Annotated in this window: 8 protein-coding genes; 5 read left to right on the top strand and 3 right to left on the bottom strand. The window is 38.1% G+C overall.

Going from position 1 to position 13,140, the window contains the following annotated elements; genetic code table 11:
- Window positions 1-79 precede the first annotated feature (79 nt).
- The 3 genes from NSTC745_RS28235 to NSTC745_RS28225 all read right to left on the bottom strand — a co-directional run bounded on the left by NSTC745_RS28235 (window position 80) and on the right by NSTC745_RS28225 (window position 1,163).
- Entirely contained in the window at window positions 80-364 is a 285-nt protein-coding gene (locus tag NSTC745_RS28235) for a helix-turn-helix domain-containing protein (protein ID WP_445633947.1), read from the bottom strand.
- Window positions 357-668, bottom strand: a complete 312-nt coding sequence (locus NSTC745_RS28230; RefSeq protein WP_445633946.1) for a hypothetical protein — start codon at window positions 666-668, stop codon at window positions 357-359. Before NSTC745_RS28230 ends, NSTC745_RS28235 begins: the two co-directional genes overlap by 8 nt.
- A 120-nt stretch (window positions 669-788) precedes the next feature.
- Window positions 789-1,163 carry a hypothetical protein gene (locus tag NSTC745_RS28225; protein ID WP_445633945.1) on the bottom strand — a complete coding sequence of 125 codons (375 nt, stop codon included), beginning with the start codon at window positions 1,161-1,163 and terminating at the stop codon, window positions 789-791.
- 191 nt (window positions 1,164-1,354) lie between these two features.
- Here NSTC745_RS28225 and NSTC745_RS28220 point away from each other — a divergent pair, with 191 nt between their 5' ends.
- The 5 genes from NSTC745_RS28220 to NSTC745_RS28200 all read left to right on the top strand — a co-directional run bounded on the left by NSTC745_RS28220 (window position 1,355) and on the right by NSTC745_RS28200 (window position 12,597).
- A complete protein-coding gene (locus tag NSTC745_RS28220) occupies window positions 1,355-4,783 on the top strand; it encodes a helicase-related protein (RefSeq protein ID WP_445633944.1) in 3,429 nt (1,142 codons plus the stop codon).
- A 48-nt stretch (window positions 4,784-4,831) separates the two neighbouring features.
- Window positions 4,832-6,043, top strand: coding sequence for a pentapeptide repeat-containing protein (locus NSTC745_RS28215; RefSeq protein ID WP_445633943.1), 1,212 nt, complete (start codon window positions 4,832-4,834; stop codon window positions 6,041-6,043).
- 60 nt (window positions 6,044-6,103) lie between these two features.
- Complete coding sequence (locus NSTC745_RS28210; RefSeq protein ID WP_445633942.1) at window positions 6,104-6,724, top strand: hypothetical protein; 621 nt, start codon at window positions 6,104-6,106, stop codon at window positions 6,722-6,724.
- Between the two features lie 26 nt (window positions 6,725-6,750).
- Window positions 6,751-9,618, top strand: a complete 2,868-nt coding sequence (locus NSTC745_RS28205; RefSeq protein ID WP_445633941.1) for a DUF1156 domain-containing protein — start codon at window positions 6,751-6,753, stop codon at window positions 9,616-9,618.
- A gap of 78 nt (window positions 9,619-9,696) precedes the next feature.
- Window positions 9,697-12,597, top strand: coding sequence for an ATP-binding protein (locus tag NSTC745_RS28200; protein WP_445633940.1), 2,901 nt, complete (start codon window positions 9,697-9,699; stop codon window positions 12,595-12,597).
- Window positions 12,598-13,140: the final 543 nt, after the last annotated feature.

Below are 13,140 nucleotides of genomic sequence, written 5' to 3'. Positions count from 1 at the left end.
AAATTGCACCCTACTACCTATTTTTTATGTGGGTCAAGGTGATGGAGAAAAGTTTTGTCAATTTGCAAAAACTGAAGAATTAATTTCGCGGTTGAGGATTATGCCATTGTTCCAAGAGGGGGTTAATTACTTCGCTGTTGGCGAGAAGAAAATCAGCCACAGCCATAATTCTTTGGTAAGGTAATCCAGCTTCTCGGCGGCTGGCTTGTCCACCTAACCAGTGATAAGCCGTCGATTTAGAGATGGCACAGATTTTTGCTAATTCTTCGTAACCTAATCCCCAACGGTAACTAAAGTCTTGGGGAGACATGAACATTTGGTTGTGCAGTTCTAGCAACTGTTGATGTTGTTGAGCTTCAGACATGATTGCCTTGAAGCCTTTCCAAAGATAATTTATCTAAAATTTCGATATCTTCCTCGAAAGCGAAGTCGCAGGTACAAGTGTCACGAGAAGGACTGCGTTCATCTAAAAGAACCAAGTAATGTAACCCAGTAGCAATACAACTAGCTTGTTGGGTATATATGACTCCGATGATGCGGCCAAAATCGCCGTTGGGTACTTGAAACCAACGCACCCACTCACCGAGATGAAATCTCTGCTGAGGTAATTCATTGGGAATAACCTCTGGCATTGCCACTGGTGGTATTTGGGAAAACAGATCGGGCATAGTAATCTTTTTGGATAGGAATTGACCAACAACAGTAAAAGTCAACAATAATTCCGATAAATAATATTAAAGTTTTACCTTGCCATAGTGGCAATAAAAACTTGCCATTTGGCAAGCAATTTATTTAGCAGGATTTTTGCGCTGCTTTTGTTGATAAACATCGCGCAGCTTTTGCAGGTACTCTGGTTCAGTTTGGATTGCTGTCCAGATGTGGTGTGCTAATGCTAGGCGCTGTTTATGTTTTTCGCTTGGTACTCTCTGGTCAACACCTTGAGAGAACCAGTGATTGACGGTTGTTAGTGAGCAGTCACAGATAAAAGCCAGTTCTTCTCGTGACACATCCCAATGTCTCAGAAACTCTTCGAGTTCCATTGGATAATCTTTTAAGGGTTGTAGATATGAGTTCAATACATCCCAGTGTCTCTGAGTTGGAATTCTTGGAGCAATACCCATAGCCATCGTGATTGCCAAATGGCAAGTGATTAAGGCAATCATATTTTGACGTATGTTGGCTTTGTTTGAAATACAAATGACAACCAGAACAGTACCTTTATTGTTTTGACTTTCTAAGCTACGAAAATATAGTTGCTAGTTTGTGATAAAAATCACTCTTTATCAAAAAAATTAGGAGATAGTAGATCTAAGTGAGGATGGTAGCAAAAACCTAAGCTAGGTCGAGATAGTTAATGGTAGAGCAACTAGTTGGCAAACGGATTCACATCCCAGGACAGTTTACTGGTGCTGTAACTGTTGAACGGGTTGATATTTTTGATGACACCTTGTTACTAACGATTCGTACCCAAGAAGGCGAGTTGCGCGAAGCCATTTTGAGTAATTCCGAGATTGAAGAGATACTCACCTCACAACAGCAAACATCAGCTGCAACCGTTGATGCTAACGCATTTTTTCTCTTCATTGAGTCAGTACGAATTAAAACTGCCTTCGCTTACGACCCCCACTTTGCCGTTAGTCTCAGTGGTGTGCGTCCCCTCCCTCACCAGCTAGAAGCAGTCTACGAACGTATTTTGCCCCAGGTAAGGTTGCGGTTTCTCCTTGCTGATGACCCAGGTGCTGGTAAAACTATTATGGCAGGGTTGTTGCTAAAAGAACTCAAACTGCGAAATGCCATTGACCGCGTGTTAATTCTTGCACCAGCACCCCTGACAATTCAGTGGCAGGATGAATTACGTAGCAAATTCTCGGAAACTTTTGAAGTTATTAATTCAACCCTAGCCAAGAATCAATTAGCAGGTAATCCTTGGGAAAGGTTTCGCCAGTGCATTGCTTCTATTGATTTTGCGAAACGCGATGATGTAGCGCCGGGTATTTTACAAGTAGATTGGGACTTAGTAATTATTGATGAGGCACACAAATGTTCTGCTCGTACCCAAGGCGATAATTTACGCCCGACTGGACGCTATAAATTAGCAGAAGAGTTATCCAAAATTTCTGAAAGAATATTACTATTAACGGCTACTCCTCACCAAGGTGATATCAATCAGTTTCATAACTTCTTGCGTTTACTAGATCCAGAACAATTTATTTCTGATGAAATTAATCCTCAGTTACTAAGTCTAGATGATAGTCCTTGGTTTTTACGCCGGATTAAAGAAGAGTTAAAAGATTTTCAAGGTCATAAATTATTTAAAGAGCGATTTGCAATTACAGTACCATTTACGCTATCTGCTGCCGAACATCATCTTTATGAGCAAGTCACTAAATATATCAATAAATATTTAGGTAAGACCAAAGGTAAAAAACAGGCTGCTGTAGCATTAGCCAGGACAGTTTTACAAAGACGTTTGGCTAGTAGTTTAAACGCAATTTATAGTTCTTTGGACAGACGCAAGTGCCGCTTTGCAGATTTAGTAGAGGAATTGGATAAACTCCCGCCACAAGAGCAAAAACAACGGTTAATTAATTTAGGTAAAATAGTAGATCCAGAGGTAGAAAGTGATGATTGCGAAGAAGACCAATTAGAAGAACTAGCCATTGAGTCTACAGTTGCAGAACAAGTAGACCAACTCCGAGAGGAGTTACGCGAATTAGAAAAGCTAGTCAAACTGACAGAACAGGTAATTAATATTGGTACTGAAACTAAGCTAAATCGCCTCAAAGAAAGTTTGGAAGAAGCCAGATTTAATGAAATAAAAGATGGTAGCGGTAGATTATTAATCTTTACAGAACATCGGGATACACTGGAATATTTAAAAAAGAATTTAACAGATTGGGGATATAGTACCTGTGAAATTCATGGGGGAATGAATGTCTTAGCGAGAAAAGCTGCTCAAAAGGATTTTCAACTAAGTAAGCAAATTTGTCTTGCAACCGAAGCCGCAGGGGAAGGTATTAATTTACAGTTTTGTCGGCTAATGATTAATTATGACATTCCCTGGAACCCCAATCGGTTAGAGCAACGCATGGGAAGAATTCACCGTATTGGTCAATCTAATGATGTCTATGTTTTTAACTTTGTAGCAGAAAATACGGTAGAAGGTAGAGTTTTAGATAAGCTGCTAGCTAAGTTAGAAGAAATCCGCAATGCAATGGGAGACAGGGTTTTTGATGTCATTGGTCAATTGTTGCAATTAAACGATATCCGGTTTGAGGAATTAGTCAGAGAAGCAACTTATACTAAGGCTAACGAAGATGAAATTTTAGAACAAATTGAACGTCTCGACCCCAAAAAATTAGAATCACTTGAACAAGCTACAGGGGTGGCTTTAGCAACTTCCCATGTCGATTTATCCCAAATTCGCCGCACCCAAACTCAAGATTACGTTTCAGAAGAACAGCGTTTAATGCCCCGTTACGTAGAAGAATTCTTTAAACGTGCCTGTGAATTTATGCGGATTAACTTAGACAACCGCGCTGATGGTTTGTGGCGGGTCAGTTATGTCAAAGAAGAATTTCGCTCCAATAATTTAGAGGCAGTACGCAGGCTAGGAACGCCAGAAAAAGAATACCTCAAATTGACATTTTATAAAGAGCATTTGTCACAACCAGTACATCAAGATGCAGATTTACTATCACCGGGACATCCTTTATTTGCTTCGCTTTCAGAACGCTTAGATTCCCAGTTGTGGGAGAAAGTAGCACAAAACTCCGCAGTATTTATTGATGCTGATACCCAACAACCCTACCGCATTCACTTTTTTGAAGTGCAGGTGGCTGGTATGGGGCGAAAAGGTAAAGATAATGTTCTCAGAGCTAGGTTGTGTGCTGTTGCTGAAAAGTCTACAGGGGAACTGGCACTAATTTCACCAGACTGCCTCCATGATTTAGCCCCTGCACAGTTATTATCAGACTTGGCAATTTATCCCCCTACGCCCCAGGAACAACAAAAAGTTGAAAATTGGTTAAAGGTAAAAGTGCAGCGTTCTTTAATGGATCTGGAAAGGACGCAACGACAACGGGAGTTAGAAATTCGCCAAGATTATTTACAAAAGGCGATGGAAAACGCCATCCGGGAAGCCCAACGTACCCAAATGAAATTAGCAGGGAAGGTAGCAGGAGGGGATGAAACCTACCGTGTGGCTAGGGATAATGCTCAGAACAAGGTACGAGATTTGCAGGAACGTTATAAAAATAAACAAGGTGAACTGGACTATTTAAAAATTATCCGTCCTGGACGTGTTTCATATTTGGGAACAGCCTTAGTACATCCCGCACCTGTAGAAGTATCCAAGCATCCAGGAATGCGGAATGATCCAGAGGTAGAAGCCTTTGCGATGCAGTATGCGATCAACTATGAACGTCAACGGGGTTGGGAACCACAGGATGTGAGCAAAAAGCAAGATGGGAGTGGTTTTGACATTCGGAGTGTGGGGCCAGTTGATGAAGTAACAGGAATTGCACCTGTGCGGCGGATTGAGGTGAAGGGAAGGGCGCAGCATGGACAGGAAATTTCTTTGACTGTCAATGAATGGCGCAAAGCACAACAGTTAGGTGATTCTTATTGGTTGTATGTGGTTTGGGGATGTAACAGTGATAATCCACAGTTATTAACGATACAAAATCCGGCGAAGGTGTTGGCTAGCAATGCTAAGGAGATTAAGCAAGTTACGCGGTATATTGTGGACGCTGAGGCTTTGTCAAAAACAGTAAACAGCTAAATATTTTTTGAGTAATTCATCAATATATTTACAAAATTAATTATCTATATGGAAGACCAAAATTTTCAACATTATGACAACCAAGAGTCTAGTAATAAATTAACTAGAGAACAACTTTGTCAGCAACTTGAAGAAGGGCAAAGATTATTCCAAGATATTGACTTAAGCGGAGTTGATTTAAGCGAGATTGAAATCAAAAAACCACGTAATCTTTCAGCAGGAGAAAGCTATATCCAGCTAAAACGAGTAAATCTTTCAGGTACTAATTTAAACCAGTCAGTATTAACCGAGCTAATTTTAGAAGAATGTAATTTAGAAAAAACTACATTACTTGAAGCCAGTTTATCTGATATTATTATCCGTAGATGTAATTTACAAGAAGCTGATTTACAAAAAACATTTTTTAATAATGTAATAATAGATAGTTCTAATTTATTTAAAGCTAATCTTCAATCAATCGAAGCTCAAGAATTACAACTAGATAATAGCGATTTTCAAGAAAGTGATTGGAGTTTTTCTAAGATAAATACTTCATATTTCCAAAAAGTTAATTTTCCAAATGCTAATTTATATCAAGCAAGTATTATTTGCTCGGAAATAAAAACTTCTAATTTAGTAGATGTAAATCTTAATGATTCCAATTTTAGCTTAACTAAGTTCAAACAAGTTAATTTATCCAGCACGAGTCTACAAAGAGCTAATCTTTCTAATACTCTTCTTAAGAAAGTAAATTTAACCTCAACTAATTTAAGATATTCTAATCTAAAAAATGCTAAATTTAACAATGTCACTTTTGGCAATACTTGTTTAGCATTTGCAGATTTAACAGGAGCAAGTTTAGCGCGAGAAAAAATAACAGCAACAGACTTATTTAAAGCTAATTTAGTAAATACTAAATTAAATAAATCAAGTTTAGATGAAGTTAATTTAATTCAAGCTGATTTAAGCTATGCAAATCTGGCAGGCTGTGTTCTAAATAAAATTAAATCTAGCAAGAAAACTAAATTTTATAAAACTAATATTCAAGGAATTGAAATCAAAGATAATAGTATAAGTATTTTATCTATAGAAAAGCTTAGAGAGGAAAAACCCCAACAAAAACCTCAAAACAAGCCTAAAGGTTCAAAGAATAAGTCTACAAAAAGAAAAACCAAAAAAATTGAGGATGAGTTTTTTGCAGAAATTGTGAGGCAATCTATTTTGGATAAACAGAAAAAACCGAAAGGTTTATTTTGCAGATTTATGGATCTTTGGTCTTAATTTTTATATTTTAGAGACAGAAACAAGTTTGAAACAGTAAGATTTACATGATTTGACATTATGAATACAATTATTCAAGTTTTCTTCTGGATTATATCACTTTGCATTATCATACCAAGATTTTGGCTGTTACTAACTTTAGGTTCTTATGTGGTTGTAGGTATGTACATAACTTCTATCGAAAATACTTGGCAATGGTTCTTAGGTTACATAATAATTATTGCGGTTGGGTTCAGAGTTATTTATTTACGTTCTGAGGATATAGGAAATTTATCAGTTACAGAAGCTTTAAAAGCAACCATTTCAATGCTTCCTTACATTACTATTTTAGTATTTTACAGTAAATGTTACGTTGATTATTCCTCCAAAATAAATACACTTGAATACCCAATTTTAGCTTGTATTTATATAGTTACGTTAGCAAAATTAATGTGGTACTCTTGGGAACAAATTTATAAAAAATATCCTAAAAGCATTGAGAAGATACGCAGCTTTAATCAATTTCCATACAAAGATGAAATTAATACAAAATCAAGTGTATTTTGGAGCATTACTTTAGGTGGTTATTGCTTAGGATATGCTATTTGTATTTTCTTTCCAAAAATACAGGAAAGTATAGTAAGCTTGATAAGCATTGCAAATGAAGTAGCCGCTTCTCATTGGTTAAGCCAACTCGGATAATATTTTTTTTAATTACTGTTACAACTATGTCTCAAGACCGCCGCTTAATAGAAGATTTTATTCCTATAAAAGAAATATCTATTGAATCTGCCCGTGAAAAGTCTATTAGAAAAGGTCACATTTCTACCCTACATTTATGGTGGGCAAGAAGACCTTTAGTAGCGGCAAGGGCAGCGGTTTTTGCTTCATTAATTGCAGAACCGGAGTCACACCAGAAGCGCACTGCTTTAACTAAATTAATGATTGACCTCTGCAAATGGGAAGCAGGGGAAGCCACTATTAATAAAGCTAAAAATCAAATATTAGAAGCACAACGAGAAAGACTGAATTTACCAGTCAATACACCGTTAAACCAAGTCCCAGCACCAAAGGTTTTAGATATGTTTGCTGGTGGTGGGGCTATTCCTTTGGAGGCGTTGCGTCTTGATTGTGAAAGCTACGCAGTGGAACTAAATCCTGTAGCACATATTATTGAGCTTTGTACTCTAGTTTATCCGCAAAAGTATGGTAAGAAGCTAGCGGATGAAGTGGAGAAATGGGGAAACTGGGTAATTGAAAAGGTACGGGAAGAAATAGGTGATTTATATCCATCAATAGATAATGTAGATTTGAAAAATGAGAATACAAAAGAATCAAAAAACAGCAGTTTACAGCTAGATCTATTCTCTCAAAATCAATCAAAACCCAAAAATCAAAAATCAAAAAATCAACTTACACCAGTAGCATATTTATGGACTCGCACGGTGAAATGTCCTAACCCTGCTTGTAGTGCTGCGGTTCCTTTGGTACGTCAAACTTGGTTATGTAAGAAGGCTAAGAAGTATGTGGCTTTGAAGGTTATTCCTAACCATGAAACTAAAAGGGTTGAGTTTGAAGTGGTAGAAGCTGCGACAGAAAAAGCGTTAGGTTTTGACCCTGCTGCTGGTAGTTCTCGCGGTAATTCAACCTGTCGTCATTGTGGAACTACGTTAGATGTTGATTATGTCAAAAAAGAGGGGGTTGCTAGTCGAATTAATCAGCAATTAATGGCGATTGTTTGCACTAATGCAAGTGAACAAGGTAAAACGTATCTATCTGGTAAATTCTACAATTCGTATATTCCTGATGAATTAGAATTAAAAAATAGAATTAATAAGCTTTGTGCAGAGACCAGTTTAACAATTCCCAACGAACCTTTACCAAACTATGGGGTATTGGGTTTTCGAGTACAACCCTATGGTTTAGTCAAATGGTCGGATTTATTCACATACCGTCAATTGCTGTCGCTGATGACGTTTGTCAAGTGGGTGAAGTTAGCGCATCAAGAGATGGTGCAGCAGGGTTATGAGGAAGGATTGGCGAAAGCTATCGCAACTTACCTTAGTCTTGGAATTACAAAAGTTACAAACCGAGGGTCTAGTATAGGTGTTTGGGACACAACTCGTGAAACTACACAAAGTCCAGTAGCTAGTGGACGTTTACCAATGTGTTGGGATTTCTCTGAATCCAATCCAATTGGCTCTGGTTCAGGAAATTGGTCTGATGGATTAGACTTGACTATTCAAAATGTACGAAACCTAGCTGATATTGCCAATGTTGCAATTGCTAAAAGGCAACCATGCCAAAGATTAGATTTATCAGATTCCAGTATAGATGCGGTTATTACAGACCCTCCATATTTTGATGCAGTTCCCTATGCTGACCTTTCAGACTACTTTTATGTGTGGTTAAAACGCTCACTTGGACATCTGTATCCAGAAAATTTTTCTAGTCAACTAACCCCCAAGAAAAATGAAACCATCATGGAACCTTCTCGACATGGGGGTGATAAGAAAAAAGCAGCACAAGCTTACGAAGAAATGATGCACCAAGCATTCTGTGAAGCTAGCAGAGTGTTAAAACCTGGGGGCATGATGGTTGTTGTCTACGCTCACAAAACAACAGCAGGATGGTCAACATTAATTGATTCTCTCAGAAGGGCAAAATTTACCATAACTGAAGCATGGCCTCTAGATACTGAACAGCAAGGAGGATTACGTGGTCTTCGCGCATCTCTAGCTTCTAGTATCTTCCTAGTATCTCGCAAACGCATAGATACAAGAATAGGCGATTACACAACAGATGTTCGTCCGTTGTTATCAGAAATAATTCGAGACAGAGTAAAAATATTAATCACAGAAGGTGTTACTGGTGCAGATTTAGTTATTGCTTGTATCGGTGCTGGTTTACGAGCTTACACCCAATATGACCGTGTAGAACTGCCCAACGGTGACGAATTAAATGCTAATTCATTCTTAGATGAAGTACAAAAAGAAGTCTTAGAAGAAATTCTTACCGAAGTCCTCAAATGCGATAAAAAAGGTATTTCTGCCGTAGATAAACCCACCCAATATTACATCTTAGGACGCTACGAATACGGGGAAGCTATTGTAGAATTTGACGAAGCTAACACCTTAGCACGGGGAGTTGGAGTAGAACTAGATGGTGCTGGTGGGTTAACAGATGGCAAAATTTCTCTAGTCAAAAAAATTAAAAACCAAGTGCAATTACGAGACTATACAGAACGTGGTGTAAATGAAGATTTGGGCATTCAAAAAACAGAGAAACAACAAGAATTTAATGTCAAACCTCAAGCAATTGGATCTGCACCAACATTAATTGATATTCTCCATCGCTTGCTGTGGCTGCAAGAAAATAAACCACAAGAAATTTCTAATTTCATCACTCTAGCCCAACCAGATGCTACACAACTACGTCTAGTAGCCCAAGCTTTAGCCGGACGTGCTTTAACACCAGAAGCAGGTGCTACGGAAGTTATGAATGGAAACCGTACCAAAGAACAACAACAAATAGATACCTTATTGGCTTCATGGAAACGAGTAGTTGAAGAAAATTTATTTACTCAACGTAAGTAGATTTTTGGGAGACTCAATAAGTATGCAAAGTTAGAATAGAAACAAGCTCCTACTGACACGCCATCATCCACTAAAATTATGAGCAGTGCTTACCAACTCAAACCTTGGACACAAGTAGTTACTCCCCACCCTGATATTCTCAGTGGGAATTTGGATAATGCTATTTACGCAGCAAGTTTGAGTTTGGTAGTGCGCCAAGACCCTAAATGTCCCCCAGTTTACAGAGACGCACGAAATTTTTTCAATGCTACTTACCTGACTACAGCCTTAAAAAAACTTTTAACAGATGTCCTCAAGGGTTTACGGGGAGATGCAGGGGATAGGGTCTTACAACTCCGCACCCCCTTTGGTGGAGGTAAAACTCACTCTCTCATCAGCCTTTATCACATCACCAAAAATCGCAGTGCTTTGCAAGGTATTTCTCAATTAGATGAATTACCAAATCCTGGTGATGTCCGAGTAGCTCATTTCATTGGCTTTGATGCGAGTGTGGTCACAGCAATGGAAATTGATGATAGCCCATCGATTTTTACACCTTGGGGATATTTGGCATGGCAATTAGGTGGGCATGAGGCATACTCTTTATTAGAAATAGAAGATAAACAAAAAATTGCTCCTGGTAATGATGTTTGGCGAAAGATACTTGGCGATAAACCTAACCTCATCCTCATAGATGAATTACTGGTGTTTGTTGAAAGTGCAATGGCGGTACAAGTAGGAGATTCTACCTTTGGTCGCCAAGTTCTCACTTTTATTCAAAAACTCACAGAAGTTGTTAGAGAATTACCCAAAACTGTTTTAGTTTATTCCCTACAAGCAAGTGTTGCTGAGTCTTTTGGTAATGAAGGTTTACTCAATGCTTTAGATAAATTGGTTAGTCGCATTGACGCCAAAAAAGAACCTGTCTCTGGCGATGAAGTAATGCAGGTTGTCCAAAGACGGTTATTTACCAATATTGGTGATACAGCAATTATCCAAGAAGTAGCACGTCAACAAGCTGATTTATTCCGCAGATTGCGTGAAAGTTATGCTGATACTAATCGGGAAAAACAAGAAGTACAGCAACAAGCTGATTTATTAGCAGAAAGAATTTTATCTAGCTATCCTTTTCATCCTGATTTAATTGATTTAATGTATTATCGCTGGGGAACTCTGCCCAGCTATCAACGTACCCGTGGTGCATTGCAATTTCTGGCTGCTACAACCTATGCTTTATGGGAAGCCAAAGATAATTCTTGGTTAATTAGTCCGGGGAATATTCCCTTTGATAATGATATTGTCAAAAATGCTTTCTTCTCCCAAGTTGGCGCGAGAGAAGTTTATAGTTCTGTCTTAATTGCTGACTTAACTGGTAGGAAAGCTAAAGTCAAAACAGTAGATAATCGCATTGCCGCAGATGCTCCGGCATTATCCCATTTAAAAGTAGGTACTCGTCTCGCTTCTGCCATTTTAATGTATTCCTTTGGTGCTAGAGGCGGAGAAGATAGAGGTGTGATGGAACAAGAAATTACCTCTGCTTGTATTGCACCAGGGTTAGACAGGACAACAATTACCGCCGCATTAAGTGATTTGCGGGAAGAATTACTTTATTTACACTATGTTGGCCAACGGTATCGCTTTGAAACCAAAGCTAATTTAAATAAATTAATTGCCGATGAAGAAAGTAAAATTAGTAGCGATGAAGTGTTACAGAAAATTGCTGATGAATTAAATAAGACTCTGCCTAACACTCGCAGTAAAGTTATCTGGCCGAAAGATGCTGCTGCTATTCCTGATAAAGTCAACCAGTTTACTATTGTCTATTTAGAACCAAGTTGGGCACAGAAGAGTAAGGATTTAGTCTTGGCAGATGGCTTAAATTGGTTAGAGAATCGTGGTAATGATAAACGGGAATTCAAAAATGCAGTTGCTTTTGTAGTCCCCAACAAAGCACAAATGGATAAGGCGCGGAAGGGAGCAAGGACAGCTTTAGCCATATCTGGATTAATTGAGAAGAAAACCAAGAAAAAGAATTCTGCCGAAGACTTAGAAGAATTAAATGAACTCAATAGCAAAGCTAAGGATGCTACAAGTGAAATAGTAGCAGCCGTCCGTCGCTTGTATGATTACATTTTACTGCCGCTACCAGACAATAGCGGTGAGAAACCCGTCCGGTTGGAAATAATTGATTTGCAATCTCAACTTAATACCAGCCAAAATCTCCAAGAACGTGTACTAGATGCTTTAAAAAATTACGTTTTTGAGACTACTACTGCTGCTAAATTAGTTAGATTGTCTGGGTTGGAAAATCCAGAGAAGGAATACATTACTGGGGAAGAATTAGTTAGTTACTTTTTCCGCTTCCCTAATTTCCCCAAAATGTTAGGGGTAGAAGGAATTAAAAAATCTATTCTCAAAGCTATTGAACAAGGTTTAATTGGTTATGTACCATCAATGACTATTAGCGGTGATACACCAGTTATAGAAAATCCTAATCTCCTCAGCTTTGAGAAAGTCATACCTGCTGATGAGTTGGATTTAGCTGGTTATCTCTTGTCTCCTAGTTTGGTAAATAAGTTGCGTATTGTGACATCTCCACAAACAGTAGAGACAATCACAACAGATGCATCAGAAGATAATACTATTAACTCAAGTTATGATTCCAGGGAATCTGGTAGCAATACACCAAAAGTTGGGGAAGAAAAACAGACTGTAGAGTATAAATCAGAGACAAGTAGCATTGAGCGAACTGTTAAGCGTGATATTGTTGATGGTAAAAAACCTGCGCGTTACTATAAATTAACTTCTGTTACTGATAAATCGAAAATATTCCAATTATTTGAAGTTCTACAGACTTTATCCGATAAAGCAGAGGGGATGACGGTCAAAATTGAAGTACAAGCAAATACACAGGGTAATTTTGACCTGAACTGGATACGTAATGCTATTGAGGAACCACTTGATGAAATGGATATTCAAGCATCCACACATTTGGAGTAGGTTGTGATTTAGGGGCTCTTTGCATTACAACTTTTGGCCAACTAATGTTTGGTATTTCAACTTGTGGTCAATTAGTGCTTGTCAATAGATTTTTTGGATATTTTAATTCTTAGCAAGGATTTGGGGTTAGCAATTATCGAAGTAAAATCTATCGATATCAATGACATTGAGAACTACGTCATTCAGATTGGGATATTGCTTTAGTATTTTTACCGGCAGTGTTTAGAGCTAATTTGTAAACTCAAGTAAAATACTTGTCTAATAAGGGTTTCGGTAATTTAAGTCAATACAGCATTTATTCGGTGAAACTCAGACCTAGCAATAAGTTGAGTACCCTTAAGATTTTCTTTACGAATCAGCTGTTATAACTTAACGTGAGTTTGAGCAACGCCTAACGGCATAAAGCCACGAATCATCCCTAAAACTTGGCATCGAGCGCAAAGATGCACATTGAGCAACGCCTAACGGCATCAAGCCACGAATCACAGCAAAGGTGAAAACCCTTAACTGAAGAAGCTTTATTTACAATCTTACAAGTACCTT

It is taken from the genome of Nostoc sp. DSM 114161 (genome assembly GCF_052692665.1).
Note: the sequence above shows the minus strand (reverse complement) of the source record. Positions and strands in the feature narration are given on the sequence as shown.